Below are 15,034 nucleotides of genomic sequence, written 5' to 3' on the forward strand. Positions count from 1 at the left end.
AATCAGCGATGAATTATACCTTTGACTTTAGCGTGCTTGTTGGAAACTTTGGTCCGCTCATTGAAGGGTTGCAAACAACTCTGCTGCTGGCTTTAGGTGCCAATGTTCTCGGGCTGACCGTCGGTTTTGTCGTCTGCCTTCTGGCAATGGCTCCATTCTGGATCTTGCGGCTCCCGGCAAAAATGTTTATCGAGTTTTTCCGGTGCACTCCAGTGCTGATACAGATAGTCTGGTTCTTCTACTGTGTGCCGATACTCTTCAATGTGTTCCTTGATCCCATCACTATGGGCATCATGGCGCTAGGGCTTAACCTGATTGCCTTCAATGCCGAGGCATACCGTGCCGGCATACAAGCCGTGCCCAAGGAGCACCATGATGCCTGCGTTGCCCTGGGGCTCGGAGCTTGGCATAAAACCGTGTATGTGATTTTTCCTCAAGCATTGCGGAACGCGATACCGGTACTCATGACGAATGGCATCACTATTCTGCAGCAAAGTGCTCTCGTTGCTATTGTGGCGGTGGCCGATCTGATGTACGCAGGGAAAATGTTGGCGACCAATACCTATCGACCTCTTGAGGTCTTTACGGCAGTTGCCTTGATCTACTTCTTCATGTCGTTGCCAATTTCTCAAGTCGTAACGTTTCTCGAGCGTCGGCAAGATGCGTCGGTAGAGCGTTGAGGGGGTCATCATGAATTTCGATTTCTTTCGTGTGCTCAGCTATTGGGATGTTTTGCTGAATGGCCTTGGTATTACACTGCTGTTTACGGTAAGTGCCGTCATTATCGGCACCTTGTTGGGGTTTATTATCAGCCTCATGAGGGTGTCGCCATTCCGCGTGCTAAAGTGGCCTGCCAGGTTGTATGTCGAGTTTTTCCGCGGCACACCGATGCTGATACAGCTGTTCTGGATCTTCTTCTGTCTGCCCCTGGTAATTGGCAGGGATATACCACCCTATGTATCGGTATTGTTGGCCATGGTGCTGTTCATGGCGGCGATAACCAGTGAAACATTCCGTGGGTCGCTCAAGTCCATTTCCGGTGAGCAGCATGATGCCTGTGTCGCACTGGGTCTTAACTTCAGGGTGAAGGCGATAAATGTCATCTTCCCGCAGGCGTTGTTGCGGTCCATACCGCCCTTGATGTCAAATAACGTTGCTCTCTTCAAGGAGAGTGCCCTGATCTCTTCTGTAGGTATTGCGGACTTGATGTTTGTAAGTTCCAATATTTCATCCAGTACTGCCCGTCCTGTTGAGTTTCTGACGGCAGCGGCGATTATCTACTTCGTCGTTGCTTTCCCGGCAACTCGCCTGGTCGATCTTGTCGAAAAGCGGTTGCTGCTCCGCTTTACATGAACCCTGTGTAGTAAAAGTGAATTGAATAACCGGAGGTTATAATGAAGCTTGAAGGTATTCTCCCTGCCCTCGTCACTCCTTTTGACAACAATGATCGTGTGAACCACCAGGTGCTGGCAGACCTGGTAGAGCACCAGTTGAAGCTGGGGGCAACGGGTTTCGTTCCCCTTGGCTCTACCGGTGAATCCTATGCCCTGACCAATGAAGAGCGCCGCGAGGTGCTGAAGACTGTCAGAGAGGTGGTTGGCAACCGCGGCCTGCTGATCGCGGGGGCCAATGCTCCCTCAACTCGTGAAGTCATCGAACAGGTCAAGCAGAACCGTGATGCTGGCTATGATGCCGTTCTGATTGCTCCGCCTTTCTACTCGGTGCCTTCGGAAGAGGAGCTGCTTGGACATTACCGTGCCATTCTCGAAGCGGTGCCCGATGTTGATGTCGTGCTCTACAACTATCCGATGCGTGTCGCCATCGAGCTTGGCTATAGTGTGATGGATGGTCTTCAAGACGAGCCGCGTGTCATTGCCATCAAGGAAAGCAGCGGTGAGCTGATGCGTGCCATCGATATCGGCACGAAGTATAAGGGCAAGATCGATCTGTGCTGCGGCTCGGATGACATCGCACTCGACTTCTTCGTCTGGGGTGCCACCAGCTGGATCAGTGCGCCGGCCAATATCATGCCCGAGAACATCATCAAGTTTTATGATGAGTTTAAGGCAGGGAATATCGAGGGTGCCAAGGGCATTTCCGAGAAGATTTTCCCGGTCATGAACAGCCTGGAGACAAGCAAGTTCATTCAAAAGATCAAGTATGGCTGTGAACTCAATGGGTTCCCGGTGGGCAACGCCAGGATGCCGCTTCAGCCGCTCAGCGAAGCTGAAAAGGCAGAGTTCAGGAAGGCTTACGAGCTCGTTTGATAAATTGGCTCGGCAGGAGTGATCGAACGGTTCGGTTACTCCTGCCCTGACTTGAGAGGTCATCTGATGAACGTCGCTCCGTCCACTGTTGTGATTGGTGGTGGCATCGTTGGAGTGTGTTGTGCCCTTTATCTCCAGAGGGAAGGCAAGAACGTCACATTGGTAGATCCTGCTGCGCCGGGTGACAGCACTGCCAAGTGGAGCTGTGGTCAGATGGCAGTCAGTGAGATCATTCCGCTTTCCAAGCCGGGAATCCTGAAGAAGGTACCCGGGTGGATGCTGGATCAGAACGGTCCTTTGGCATTGCGGCCAGCTGCGGTGCCTAGGCTTTTGCCGTGGATGTTCCGGTTCATGGCCAATGCCAGCCGTTCCAGAATCGAAATGATTGCGAGAGAGCTGTCAACACTGACGAGCAAGGTCTATCTTGATTACCAACCGCTGTTTGACAAGTGTGATGATAAGGACCTGATCGGCAGCCGGCCGACGCTGGAGGTGTTTGACAGGCGTTCCGGCCTGGAAGGTGAGCAGGCCTATATTGCGCTTCGTCAAGAACTCGGGTTCAAGGTAGAGTCTCTTGGAGCCAGAGAGATTGGCGATCTCGAGCCGGCCTTGGCGGGAAAGTTCTCCCATGGGCTTTTGCTTTCTGACTGGCGGACGGTCCGCGATACGGAAGGCTTCATTGCGGAATTAACGAAGAGCTTCATCAGCCAGGGTGGCGTGAGAGTTCAGGATGCTGTCCAGAGTATTCAGACGGGCCAAGGTAAGGCAACGGGCATCACACTGGACAGTGGGCGATCGATTCCGGTCGAGCAGTTGGTCGTCGCTGCTGGTAATGAAAGCAAGAAATTCTTCGGGACCCTGGGTGTCAAGGTGCCCTTGATGGGTATCGGTGGCTATCAGGTTCTAGTGCGAAATGGTGGCGTCGATATGAAACATGCCACGGTTTACGCCGATGGTGGGTTTGGCCTCGTCCCCATGACAAGGGGCTTGCAGATCGGTGGCACCATCGAGTTTGCCGGAGACAATGCCTCGCCCAATTATGATCGCGCCAGGATCATCCTGGAAAAGGCCAAGCGCATCATTCCGTCTCTCGACACTTCCGATGTCGAATTTGGCATCGGATGGAGGCCTTTCTTGCCAGACACCAAGCCTGTCATTGACAAGTCTCCCAAGCTCAGCAATGTTGCCATGACATTCGGTCATGGCCAACTTGGGCTTACCCTTGGGGCTACCACGGGGCGCCTGATTGCAGACCTGGTGCAGGGGCGGAAAAGCGCTGAGGATATCACCCCATTCCGGGCATCAAGATTTTAAGTTCCAACAGAGGGAGTGGATGAATGAAATCCTATAACCATCTTTATATCAACGGTCGGTGGACCCAGCCTGTCAAGGGGCAGACATTTCCCGCTATCGATCCCAGTGACGAGACAGTGATTGCCGAAGTGGGCGCGGCCACTGCGGAAGATGTCGACGCCGCCGTCAAGGCGGCTAGAGAAGCTTTCGATCATGGTCCCTGGCCCAGAATGAGTGGCAAGGAGCGAGCCGGTTACCTTCGTCGCATCGCTGGGGGAATTCGCGCACGCCTGAACGACCTGGCCGAGTTGGAAGTCAGGGACAACGGTAAACCACTTCCGGAAGCGGTCTGGGACATCGAGGATACGGCCGGCTGCTTCGACTTCTATGCCGACCTGGCTGAGCGCAGTGATGCACAGCCGGAAAGAGCCGTTGAACTTTCCATGGAGGGCTTCGTCTCCAAGGCCGTCAAGGAGCCGGTGGGTGTAGTGGCCGCCATCACGCCGTGGAACTTCCCGATGCTGATGGCCTCCTGGAAGGTGGCGCCGGCGATCGCCGCGGGCTGCACCGTGGTGCTCAAGCCCTCCGAGGTCACTTCGCTGACCGCGCTGGAGATGGCGGCCATCTGCGAGGAGGCGGAGATCCCGCCCGGCGTGGTCAACATCCTGCCCGGCATCGGGATCGAGGCGGGGGCGCCGCTCACCGAGCATCCGCTGGTGGACAAGATCGCCTTCACCGGCAGCGTGCCGACCGGCAGCAAGCTCATGAAGGTGGCCGCCCAGGACATCAAGAACGTCAGCCTGGAGCTGGGCGGCAAGTCGCCGCTGATCATCTTCGACGATTGCGACCTCGAGGACGCCGTCGAATGGCTGATGTTCGGCATTTTCTGGAACAAGGGCGAGGTGTGCTCCGCGACCTCCCGGGTCCTGGTGCAGGAGAACCTCTATCCGAAGCTGATGGAACGCCTGGTCGAGGAAGCCCGCAAGCTCAAGATCGGCAACGGCATGCAGGATGGCGTCCTGCTCGGGCCACTGGTCAATGCCGCCCAGTACGAGAAGGTGACCGGGGCCATCGAGGCAGGCAAGCGTGACGGCGCTACCCTGGTGTACGGCGGCGAGCGTCCGGCCGGCCTTGAGAAGGGCTACTACCTGGAGCCCGCCATCTTCGTCGACGTGCCCGAGGACTGCGACCTGTGGAAGGAAGAGGTCTTCGGCCCGGTGGTGGCGATCCGCCGCTTCGCGACCGAGGAAGAGGCCGTGCGCGTGGCCAACGACTCGGAGTACGGCCTGGCCGGCGCCGTCATGTCCAAGGACCTCGAGCGCTGCGAGCGAGTCGCCCGCGACCTGCAGGCCGGCATCATCTGGATCAACTGCTCGCAGCCCACCTTCGTCGAGGCACCCTGGGGCGGCTACAAGAAGAGCGGCATCGGCCGCGAGCTCGGCGAGTGGGGCTACGAGAACTACTTCGAGACCAAGCAGATCACCAGCTACGTCAGCGACAAGCCCTGGGGCTGGTTCATCAAGTAAGCTGTCGATCACGAGTATCGCTGAGCTGAGGACACCATATGCGTTGGCAAAAGACACTACAGCTGGTCGACGTTCACTGTGAAGGTGAGGTCGGGAAGGTCATTACGGGCGGCGTCCTGGACCTGCCTGGCTCGACGATGCTCGACAAGATGCATTACATCAACGACGTCGATGACTCCTTGCGGCGCCTCGTCACCCAGGAACCCCGTGGTTGCCTGCAGATGTCGGTCAATCTCCTGCTGCCAAGCCGATTGCCGGAGGCGGACGCGGGAATGATCGTCCTCCAGGCCGACAAGGCACACCCCATGTCCGGCAGCAACTGCATCTGTGTGGTGACGGCCCTGCTCGAACTGGGGATGGTAAAGATGCAGGAGCCGGTGACCACGGTAACCATCGACACCCCGGCAGGGCTCATCAAGGCACAGGCCCATTGCTCGGCGGGCCGTTGCACGAGTGTCAAGCTGGATATGGTACCGGCCTTCGTCGATGCCCTGGATCGAACCGTCGAGGTACCGGGCCTGGGCAGCATCAAGCTCGATATCGCCTTCGGCGGTGTCTTCTATGCGCTCGTCGATGTCGACCAGGTCGGACTCGAGATCAAGCCGGAGAATGCGCGCCGGCTTGCCGAACTGGGAGCGTCCATCAAGAAGATCGTGAATCACCAGATCGACGTGCAGCACCCGGTGCTGAGCTCGTTAAGCGGCGTGGCCTATGTCATGTTCCGCAATCGACTGGAGGATGGGCTCTACCAGACCTGTACCACCCTTCCCCCTGGACGGGTGGACCGCTCTCCTTGCGGGACGGGAAGCTCGGCCAATCTCGCGACGCTCATCGAGAGAGGGCTCGTCAAGAAGGGCGATCGGCTCGTGTCGCGCTCCATCATCGGGGGAGAGTTCCAGGTCGAGGCACGGGATATAGCGACCATTGCCGACAAGCAGGCGGTATTGCCCAGCGTGACGGGGCGTGCCTGGGTCTATGGTTTCCACCAGTTGGGAGTCGATCCGGACGATCCCCTGGCCGATGGCTTTACGCTGTCCGATACCTGGGGGCAGGGTTGATGGGCCTGCTATGATGATCGTTGCAATCCTTCCATCCTGATAGGGAAAAACCTATGGCTAGCACAACAAAAAGGCATGGTGGCCGCTACGTCTACGAAACGCTTCGGCGCAAGATCCTGACGCTTGATCTCAAGCCGGGGAGCCCGCTTGATGAAGTGTCATTGGCCGAAAGTTTCAACCTGTCCAGGTCGCCCATCCGTGATGCCCTGGCGCGCCTGCATAGCGAAGGGCTGGTGACGGTGCTCAGCAATAGAAGCGTCATCGTCAAGCCCATCGACTTCGAAGGCTTGCCTCGCTACCTGGATGCCCTCGACCTCGTTCAGCGTGCCGTCACGCGCCTTGCGGCAGGCCTCCGGAGTGACGCCGAGCTCGACGAGATCCGCCGCAAGAACCAGGAGTACATGGCGGCGGTGGAAGCCTCGGATTTCGGCATGATGTCGGAGAAGAACAAGGAGTTCCACCTGTGCGTTTCCCGGGCGGGGGGAAACCCCTATCTGACGCAATACTACGAGAATCTCCTCGATGAGGGACAACGGCTGATTCACCTGCAACTGAACTTCATCATCAGCGACCTTTCCCGGACGATTGGCAACGATCACGAAGACATCATAACGGCTATTGCCGACAGGGACATGAGCAAAGCCGAAGAGGCTGCCCATGAACACACGGAACTGTTTCGGAAGCGCTTCATCGATTACCTGAACAAGAGTCACGTCACTGAACTGAAACTGGACTGGATTGGCAAAAGAGAGGAGTTGGAAGCATGAGCGACAAGCGATTGAAGGTGCTCATTATCGGTGCTAGCGGCACCATCGGTGCCGCCGTGAAGGAACACCTTTCCGAACGCCACGATATTATTACGGCCGGTACCCAGAGTGGTGATATCAAGCTGGACATCACCGATCCGGCATCCATCAAGCGAGCCTTCGAGGAACTGAGCCCGCTGGATGCGGTGGTCATGACCCTGGGCAAGGCGACCTTCGCACCCTTCAGCGAGCTCGAGCCGGCCAAGCTTGGCGAGTCCAAGCACCTGCTGGGCATCGAAAACAAGCTGATGGGCCAGATCAACGTCGCCCAGGTGGCACGGGACCACCTCACCGATGGCGGCTCCATCACCCTGACCACCGGGATTCTCAACGAGCATCCGGTGCCCGGCAGCGTGTCGCCGAGCATGGTCAACGGTGCCCTCGATGCCTTCGTCAAGGCGGCCGCCATGGAGATGCCGCGCGGCATCCGCATCAACAGCGTGAGCCCCAGTGTCTTGCGTCAGTCGCTGGGCAAGTATGGCCCCTTCTTCCGCGGCTTCAAGCCCGTGGAGGCCGCCGATGTGGCGCTGGCCTACAGCCGCAGCGTGGAATCCCTGGTCACTGGTCAGGTCCTGAAGGTCTGGTGAAGCCAGAGCCATCAAGCAATTCGCATCTTTTTTTCATCACGTTGGTTAGAGGAGGGGGCCATGGGGACCAGTCTCGAAGGCATCAATGTGCTCGTTACCGGCGCATCGGGCGGCATCGGCGGCGCCATCGTCGAGGAAGTCGTCCGCCAGGGCGGCTTCCCCCTTATCCATTTCGGTGGCAATCCGGACGCTGCCGAGGACCTGCTCGAGCGCATCGGGGGCCGGGGGGCACTGGTCCAGGCGGATCTCTCTTCCCGTGAGGGCCCCAGGGCCTTGTGGGAGCGCTGCTTGCAGCAAGTCTCCAGGATGGATGCCGTCGTGCATAATGCCGGCGTGCGCACGGAGATATCCATCGAGTCGGACTGGGACGAGTGGCATGCCGCCTGGGGGCGAGAGTTCCAGATCAACGTGCAGGCGGCGGCCGATCTGAATCGACTCGCTATCGCCCACTTCTCTCGACGTGGGGCCGGCAAGATCATCAGCATGGCCAGCCGCGCGGCACAGCGCGGCTACAGCGCCGACGCGCTGCCCTATGGGGTCACCAAGGCGGCGCTGATCAACATGACGAAATCCATCGCGCGTTCCTTCGGCGCTCAAGGGATCGTGGCCGCCTGTATCGCACCCGGATGGGTCAGAACGGAGATGGCCGAGGAGTTTATCTCCAAGCATGGTCTCGAGGCCGCCGTGCAGGACATTCCCCTTGGGGATATCGCCACTCCCAAGGAAGTCGCGGAGCTCGTCGCATTCTGTTTGCAGCCATCGCAGCGCTCCATCAATGGTGCCACCCTTGACATCAATGGCGGCAGCTATATTCGCTGACCGTTCTGCGTCGGCCATGGGGAGATTATTCATGACACGTTTTCACGACAAGGTCGCGGTCGTGACCGGCGGTGGCGGCGGCATCGGTAGTGCCATCTGTCGCCGTTTGGCCGAGGAAGGTGCCGCTATCGTCGTGGTGGATCGGGATGAAGCGTCCGCCATGACCGTCAAGAGTGATATCGAGGCCTCCGGTGGTCGTGCCGTGGTGATGGTAGCCGATATCGCCGATGAGGCCGCCTGCCGCCGGCTGGTCGACAACGTCATGGAGCGTTGCGGGCGACTGGACGTGCTGGTGAACAATGCTGGCATCAATCGCCGGGGCGACATCTCGGAGGTCTCGACCGCCGACTGGCATCTCAGCTTCGACGTGAACATCCACTCGATGTTCTACCTCTGCAGGGCGGCCGTGCCCCATATGCAGCGCGCGGGGCGTGGTGTCATCGTCAACACGGCGTCGCAGTGGGGCCTCTATCCGGCCCCTGGACATATTGCCTACAACGTGACCAAGGCGGCTGTCGTGGCTTTCTCGAAGAGCCTTGCCCGTGACCTGGCGTGTCACAACATTCGCGTCAATGCGGTCTGTCCGGGGGAGATCCATACTCCCATGCTCGCGACGGGGCTCGAGAAGGCCGGCAAGACAGTGCGGGATCTCGACAGGCTCGTTCCTTTCGGAAGGATCGGAACACCCGAAGAGGTGGCCGCGCTGGTGGCCTTCCTGGGCTACGATGAGGCACCATTCTTATGCGGATCTGCTGTCGAGATTACCGGTGCGCAAGCTGTCTCGTAGCGCCGGGATGCCGAGTCATACGCCGTCTCCCTTGGGCTGCTCGCGGGCGAAGCGCCGCTTGAGCAACAACGAATTGCCGATCACCGACAGCGAGCTGGTGGTCATGGCGATGACACCGATCATCGGGTGCAGCAGGCCGGCGGCGGCGATGGGGATGGCCGCCACGTTGTAGCCGCTGGCCCAGATCAGGTTCTGGACGATCTTGCCGAAGGTGGCGCGGGAGAGGTGCATGGCGTCGACCACGCCGGTCAGCTCGCCGCGCACCAGGGTCACGTCGGCGGCCTCGATGGCCACGTCGGCACCGGCGCCGATGGCGATGCCCACATTGGCCTGCTTGAGGGCCGCGGCGTCGTTGATGCCGTCACCGACCATGGCCACGTGATTGCCGTGCTTCTCCTGCAGGGCGCGGATGGCGTCGACCTTGCCCTCGGGCAGCACCCCGGCCTGGACCTCGTCGATGCCCACCTCGTCGGCCACCGCCCGGGCGGCGCGCTCGTTGTCGCCGGTGATCATCACCACATGCATGCCCAGCGCGTGCATGCCGCGAATGGCCTCCACCGATTCCGCCTTGAGGGTATCGGCCACGGCGACGATGCCGCATGCCTGGCCATCGGCGGCGACGATCACCACGGTGCGGCCCTTGCCCTCGAGCGCCTGCATGTCGTCGTCCAGGGCATCGAGGCCGGTCACGCCTTCCTCTTCCAGCAGTCGGCGGTTGCCGATCAGCACGGTCTCGTCGCCGACCTTGCCGGAGACGCCGCGCGCGCCGGTGGAGCGGAACTCCGTCACCTCCTGCGGTGGCACGCCCCGTTCCCGGGCGCCGTCGACGATGGCCCGGGCGATGGGGTGCTCCGAGGCATTCTCGACGCTGGTGGCGAGCCGCAACAGTTCGCTTTCATCGACGCCTTCGGCGGTGACTACTTCGGTGAGCTTCGGTTCGCCGCGGGTGATGGTGCCGGTCTTGTCGAGCACCATCACCTTGACGTCCTTGAAGGTCTGGATCGCCTCGCCGGAACGGATCAGGATGCCGCGCTCGGCGCCGATGCCGGAGCCGACCATCAGCGCCGTGGGCGTGGCCAGGCCCAGGGCGCAGGGGCAGGCGATGACCAGCACGGCGATGGCGGCCAGTATCGCCAGCACCGGCGTGGTGGCCTCGGGATTCACCCAGGGCAGGAAGGTGGCGCCCCAGTCGAGGATCGGGCGCAGGGCCTCCGGGAACAGGGCCCAGGCGATCAGGCTGACCAGGGCGATGAGCAGCACCGCCGGCACGAAGCGCCCGGTCATGCGGTCGGCGAACTCCTGGATCGGCACCCGCGAGCCCTGGGCCTGGTCGATCAGGCGCACCACCTGGGCGAGGAAGGTGTCGCCGCCGACCCGGGTCGCCTTGACCCGCAGCCGTCCCTCCTTGTTGATGGTGGCGCCGATCACGCCGTCGCCGACACTCTTGTAGACCGGGATCGATTCGCCGGTGGCGATGGACTCGTCGAGATGGCTCTCACCCTCGACCACCTCGCCGTCGGTGGGGATCTTGTCGCCGGGGCGCACCACCATGATGTCGCCGGGCGCGAGCTCCTTCACCGGGACCTCGACCTCCTCGCCGTCACGCTCCACCCGGGCCGTCTTGGCGCCCAGGGTCAGCAGGCGGCGGATCGCCTGGGAGGCGCGCCCCTTGGCCAGCGCCTCCAGGTAACGCCCGAGTAGATGAAAGGTCATGATGGTCGCCGCCATCTCGATGAACGAGGTCATCGGGTAGACGAAGCCGATCAGGCCGATCAGGTAGGGTGGCAGGCTGCCCATGGAGATCAGCACGTCCATGTTGAAGGTGCCGTTCTTCAGCGAGCGCCATGACGACTTGTGGGTGGCGGCGCCGCCGTAGAGGAACACCACCGGGAAGGCCAGCAGCGCGATGATCGCGAGATACCCCGGGATCGGCTGCCAGAACATGTGCGGCATCATCAGGATCATGATCAGGGTGGTGGGTATCCCCGCAATGATCAGTCGCTTTCGGGCCAGGGAGAGGTAGGCCGCCTCGATCCCGGCCTCGTCGGCACTCTCCTCTTCGCTTTCGTCATGGACCGCCGCCACATCGTAGCCGGCGCCCTCCACGGCGACTTTGAGTGCCTCGCCGTCGGGGCCGTTCTCGCCGGTGGCCACCCTCACATGGTGGTTGGCGATATTGGTCTGGATCTCGCCGACGCCGTCCAGGCGCTCGAGTGTCTTGCGCACGATGCCGGCGCAGTGGTCGCTGCCCATGCCGGGGACGGTCAGGGTGATGCTTCTCGTCGGGGTCTCGGTCATCGCTTGCCTCCTGGCGACGGGGCCGAGCGGGTGGCCAGTCGGAGGCCCCCGCCGGGCCGAGCTTCTGCTCAGTGGTGGGCGTCGTGGTCGTCAGGGTCCACCGTGGGAGGCGCGGCCTCCTGCAGCTGCTGACGTTGCTCCTCGGTGAGCAGGTCGTGCATGGCGTTGTGCAGGCGGACTCGCTCGGCGAGCATCTCACCGTGCAGCTCGGCCATGCGGCCGTGGAGTTCCTGGACGGTTTCGGGATCGGGGCGCGAGTCATGCATCGCGGCCATCAGGTCCTCGCGCAGGTTCATCAGCTGCCCCATACGCTCGAACTGGATGGGGCGGTGCTCCTGCATCAGTTCGCGCATCTCGCGGTACTGCTCGGGCTCGAGCATCTGCTGCATCATGCCCATGCCGGGGCCACTCATCATCGGGCAGGGCATCATGCCGCCCTGGCCGCCGCCCATCATTCCGCCCATCATGCCGGGGCCCATGCCGCCCCCCATCATTCCGCCCATCATGCCGGGGCCCATGCCGCCCCCCATCATTCCTCCCATCATGCCGGGGCCCATACCGCCCCCCATCATTCCTCCCTTCATGCCGGGGCCCATACCGCCCTGGCCGCCGTCCATCATGCCGCCCGCCATGCCCTGGGCAAGGGCGAAACCGGCGCCGCCGGCACCAAGGGCCAGGGCCAGGCCGAGGGCGAGGGTGCGCTTGGAAGTGTTCATGGTCTTTCTCCTTGGTAGCCACGAGTCGTTGACAAAAGGACTCGTCGGGTGATCATCGTCTGGTCGCTGTGGCGCATTGCCGCGGCGCGCGCACGGGCCGGTGACGCGCCGGGCGCGGGGCGAGGCGGGTGACGATCTCAGGATCTGAGGCGTCGCGTCAGCAGATAGACGGGAACCGGAGAAGGATCGGGGCGGGCCCGCGGCAGGCCGCTGACGGCGGCGACCCGGGGTGCCGTGACCATGTCGGCCACGGAGACGGGGGAGGGTTCGGGCTCGAGGTCCGGGCGCTCCATGCGCAGCAGGGCGCTGCCGACCGGGTGGTTGCCATGCCCGTGGTGGCAGTGCTGGTCGTGATCGGTCGCCATGCCCGCGACGCCGGCGCCCGGGAATGCCGTGGCGTCGATCGCGATAGTGTGCGCCATGGTCAGGGAAGCGGCCAACAGCATCGCCAGCCCCAGCAGGGCGGCCAGCCAGCCTCGACCCCGTGCGGAGCCGGGAGCCTTGCGAGGCCGGGATACTGCAGACGGCGGGCCCATGGAGAGGCGCTCCCTGTTGGTTGATGCCACTTCAGCGTAGTCGAATTCGGCGTGACACTACTTGACGTGTATCAACCCGGGTGTCGATCATCAAGCCGTGCGCGGGGTACAGGCCGCTGGTTTTCTTGCGGCTTTTTCCGTGAACCAACATCCGGGCCGTTGGTCCTACTGTGCGACTTGCGCCCCGAAGGGGGGCGTGGAAGACTAGCGTTTCGGTGCCTCGACACACTCTGGACTGGTTGACACATCGCCCATGCCTTATCGTCCTCTCCACTGGCTGCTCTGTCTGCTGTTCGGCATCGCCCTGGCGCTGCCGCAGGCGGCGGCGAGTGCCTGGGTATACGAGGGGGAGGGCTGCATGGATTCTCATGCCGCGGTGATGGATTCGACCGAGCGGGCCCAACACGACGACGGCCTGACCGAGTCCCCCATGGAGACCATGACCTGTGGGGCTCCCTGTTCCGTCTGCAACGGTAGCCTGCAGGCCTTCGCCTCCGGCCCGGCGCCGTCCCACGAACCGCGCTGGGCGGTGGCCGAGTCCCTTCCCCTTCGCGTGCCCGACCGCCTCGAGCGGCCTCCTCGCGTTTGAACACCCGTCCCTGACGATGCCGCTCGTCGTGTGCGAGCGGTGATGGCTGTTCGAGCAACGAGGAAGATTCCCATGCAACGCCGTGATTTCCTGCGCTATTCCACCCTGGGCGGGGTGGCGCTCTCCGCATCGGGGCTGCTGGCCTATGCCATCGCCGGTCGGCATGCCGACCATGCCCCCGTTTCCCTGTTGGATGCCACGACCCTGCCCGAGGGGCAGCCCCTGCAGCCCCTGCAGCCGCTGCCTCGCATCGCCAACCTGTCCGACCGACCGGGCCTGTTCCGCAGTGCCCTCACCCCGGCGCCGCACGCGGTCGCCCTGGGCGACGACCGTCATGCTCGGCTGTGGCTCTACAACCGCAAGGTGGCGCCGCTGATCGAGGTCACCGAAGGCGACGAGTTCGACGTCACCCTGGTCAACGAGCTGGAGCAGGAGACCACCGTGCACTGGCATGGCGTGGCCGTGGCCAACGAGCACGATGGCGGGCCCGGCGATGCCGTGGCGCCGGGCGAGGCGCGCCGCTATCGGCACACCTTCGCCGACGGCAGCGCGGCGCTGCACTGGTTCCATCCGCATCCTCACGGCGTGCTGGCTGGCCAGATCGCCCATGGCCTGGCCGGGGCACTGCTGGTTCGCCCGCGGCAGGAGGTGGTGCCGGCCGAGGTGGAGGAGCACCTGCTGGTGGTCAACGACCTGCGCCTGAGCGGTGCCGGCGAGGTGGCGCCGCATACCGACGAGGACTGGATGAACGGCCGCGAGGGCGAGCTGCTGCTGGTCAACGGCCAGCGATGGCCGCGCCTGGACGTGGCACCGGGCACCACCCTGAGGCTGCGACTGGTCAATGCCTGTGCCGGCCGCTATCTTCGCCTGCGCCTGGAGGAGCACGAGCTCACCCTGATCGGTACCGACGGTGGGCTGCTCGAGCAGCCCCGGTCGCTGGAGGAACTGCTGCTGACACCGGGCGAGCGTGCCGATCTGCTGGTGCGTATCAGCGAGCAGGGGGGGGAGCGCTTCGTACTGGCCAGCCACCCCTACGAGCGAGGCTGGATGGGCGCTCGGCCTGCACATCTGGACGAGGTGGCCCCGCTGCTGACGATCCATACCCGTGAGGCCGATGTGCTCCCCGCCGTGATCCTGCCGGCGCGGTTGGCCAGGATCGAGCCCCTCGGCGAGCCCGCCGTGCGCCGCACGATCGCACTGACGGAAGTGATGCCCGACATGGAGCATGACGCCGGCGAGGCCGATGCCGGTGGCACGATGGATCATGGCGGACACGGTGGCGATGCCGGTGGCACGATGGACCACGGCGGTCATGGCGGCGACGCTGACGGCATGATGAGCGACAACGGCCGCCCGCCGGTGGACTTCCTGATCAATGGCCGCAGCTTTGCCATGGGCGAGGTGATGTTCGAGGGCCAGGTCGGCGAAGTGGAAGAGTGGGAAGTGTTCAACGACTCCCACATGGATCACCCCTTCCATGTACACGGCACGCACTTCCAGGTGATCGCCAGCCGCGAGGCCGATGGCGAGTGGCGGGAGGCGCCCTGGCTGGCCTGGAAGGACACCGTGAACCTGGCGCCGAACCAGCGCCTGCGCTTGCGGCTGGTCTTCCGTGAGCCCGGCGACTGGCTGTTCCACTGCCACATCATCGAGCATGAGGAACTGGGCATGATGGCGGCGATCCGTATTCGCTGATCGTTTGGCTTCACTGACGCCCGGCGCCGCCCCGGCAGGCGGTGGTGCCGGCCCCCG

Annotated in this window: 15 protein-coding genes; 12 read left to right on the forward strand and 3 right to left on the reverse strand. The window is 62.5% G+C overall.

What is annotated here, in order from left to right; genetic code table 11:
• Nucleotides 1-8 precede the first annotated feature (8 nt).
• The 10 genes from C1H66_RS20945 to C1H66_RS20990 all read left to right on the forward strand — a co-directional run bounded on the left by C1H66_RS20945 (nucleotide 9) and on the right by C1H66_RS20990 (nucleotide 9,143).
• A complete protein-coding gene (locus C1H66_RS20945) occupies nucleotides 9-680 on the forward strand; it encodes an amino acid ABC transporter permease (RefSeq protein ID WP_102629806.1) in 672 nt (223 codons plus the stop codon).
• A 10-nt stretch (nucleotides 681-690) separates the two neighbouring features.
• Entirely contained in the window at nucleotides 691-1,353 is a 663-nt protein-coding gene (locus tag C1H66_RS20950) for an amino acid ABC transporter permease (RefSeq protein ID WP_102629807.1), read from the forward strand.
• Between the two features lie 41 nt (nucleotides 1,354-1,394).
• The gene (gene dapA, locus C1H66_RS20955) at nucleotides 1,395-2,267 is read left to right on the forward strand and encodes a 4-hydroxy-tetrahydrodipicolinate synthase (protein WP_102629808.1); all 873 of its coding nucleotides are present in this window, start codon (nucleotides 1,395-1,397) and stop codon (nucleotides 2,265-2,267) included.
• A 66-nt stretch (nucleotides 2,268-2,333) separates the two neighbouring features.
• A complete protein-coding gene (locus C1H66_RS20960) occupies nucleotides 2,334-3,581 on the forward strand; it encodes an NAD(P)/FAD-dependent oxidoreductase (protein WP_102629809.1) in 1,248 nt (415 codons plus the stop codon).
• A 23-nt stretch (nucleotides 3,582-3,604) separates the two neighbouring features.
• Nucleotides 3,605-5,086 (forward strand): aldehyde dehydrogenase family protein, encoded by a 1,482-nt coding sequence (locus tag C1H66_RS20965; RefSeq protein WP_102629810.1) that lies wholly within the window; start codon nucleotides 3,605-3,607, stop codon nucleotides 5,084-5,086.
• 38 nt (nucleotides 5,087-5,124) lie between these two features.
• Nucleotides 5,125-6,144, forward strand: coding sequence for a proline racemase family protein (locus tag C1H66_RS20970; protein ID WP_102629811.1), 1,020 nt, complete (start codon nucleotides 5,125-5,127; stop codon nucleotides 6,142-6,144).
• A 53-nt stretch (nucleotides 6,145-6,197) separates the two neighbouring features.
• The gene (locus tag C1H66_RS20975; protein ID WP_102629812.1) at nucleotides 6,198-6,911 is read left to right on the forward strand and encodes a GntR family transcriptional regulator; all 714 of its coding nucleotides are present in this window, start codon (nucleotides 6,198-6,200) and stop codon (nucleotides 6,909-6,911) included.
• The gene (locus tag C1H66_RS20980; protein WP_220018886.1) at nucleotides 6,908-7,537 is read left to right on the forward strand and encodes a short chain dehydrogenase; all 630 of its coding nucleotides are present in this window, start codon (nucleotides 6,908-6,910) and stop codon (nucleotides 7,535-7,537) included. The genes C1H66_RS20975 and C1H66_RS20980 overlap by 4 nt, the downstream gene beginning before the upstream one ends.
• A 60-nt stretch (nucleotides 7,538-7,597) precedes the next feature.
• Nucleotides 7,598-8,356: an SDR family NAD(P)-dependent oxidoreductase gene (locus C1H66_RS20985; RefSeq protein ID WP_102629813.1), complete on the forward strand. Its 759-nt coding sequence runs from the start codon at nucleotides 7,598-7,600 to the stop codon at nucleotides 8,354-8,356.
• Nucleotides 8,357-8,387: 31 nt separating this feature from the next.
• Complete coding sequence (locus C1H66_RS20990; protein WP_102629814.1) at nucleotides 8,388-9,143, forward strand: SDR family NAD(P)-dependent oxidoreductase; 756 nt, start codon at nucleotides 8,388-8,390, stop codon at nucleotides 9,141-9,143.
• Nucleotides 9,144-9,158: 15 nt separating this feature from the next.
• On the opposite strand, the gene C1H66_RS20995 is transcribed toward C1H66_RS20990, so the two are convergent.
• From C1H66_RS20995 to C1H66_RS21005, 3 genes are all read right to left on the reverse strand, one after another.
• Nucleotides 9,159-11,441, reverse strand: a complete 2,283-nt coding sequence (locus C1H66_RS20995; protein ID WP_102629815.1) for a heavy metal translocating P-type ATPase — start codon at nucleotides 11,439-11,441, stop codon at nucleotides 9,159-9,161.
• A gap of 68 nt (nucleotides 11,442-11,509) precedes the next feature.
• Nucleotides 11,510-12,157, reverse strand: coding sequence for a Spy/CpxP family protein refolding chaperone (locus C1H66_RS21000; protein ID WP_102629816.1), 648 nt, complete (start codon nucleotides 12,155-12,157; stop codon nucleotides 11,510-11,512).
• 137 nt (nucleotides 12,158-12,294) lie between these two features.
• Nucleotides 12,295-12,693, reverse strand: coding sequence for a hypothetical protein (locus C1H66_RS21005; RefSeq protein ID WP_102629817.1), 399 nt, complete (start codon nucleotides 12,691-12,693; stop codon nucleotides 12,295-12,297).
• A gap of 253 nt (nucleotides 12,694-12,946) precedes the next feature.
• On the opposite strand from C1H66_RS21005, the gene C1H66_RS21010 reads away from it, so the two are divergent.
• Together C1H66_RS21010 and C1H66_RS21015 are read left to right on the forward strand one after the other, a co-directional pair.
• A complete protein-coding gene (locus C1H66_RS21010; RefSeq protein WP_102629818.1) occupies nucleotides 12,947-13,282 on the forward strand; it encodes a hypothetical protein in 336 nt (111 codons plus the stop codon).
• Nucleotides 13,283-13,354: 72 nt separating this feature from the next.
• Complete coding sequence (locus C1H66_RS21015; protein WP_170064209.1) at nucleotides 13,355-14,977, forward strand: multicopper oxidase family protein; 1,623 nt, start codon at nucleotides 13,355-13,357, stop codon at nucleotides 14,975-14,977.
• Nucleotides 14,978-15,034 lie beyond the last annotated feature (57 nt).

It is taken from the genome of Halomonas heilongjiangensis, from assembly GCF_002879645.1.
Classification (GTDB): domain Bacteria; phylum Pseudomonadota; class Gammaproteobacteria; order Pseudomonadales; family Halomonadaceae; genus Halomonas; species Halomonas heilongjiangensis.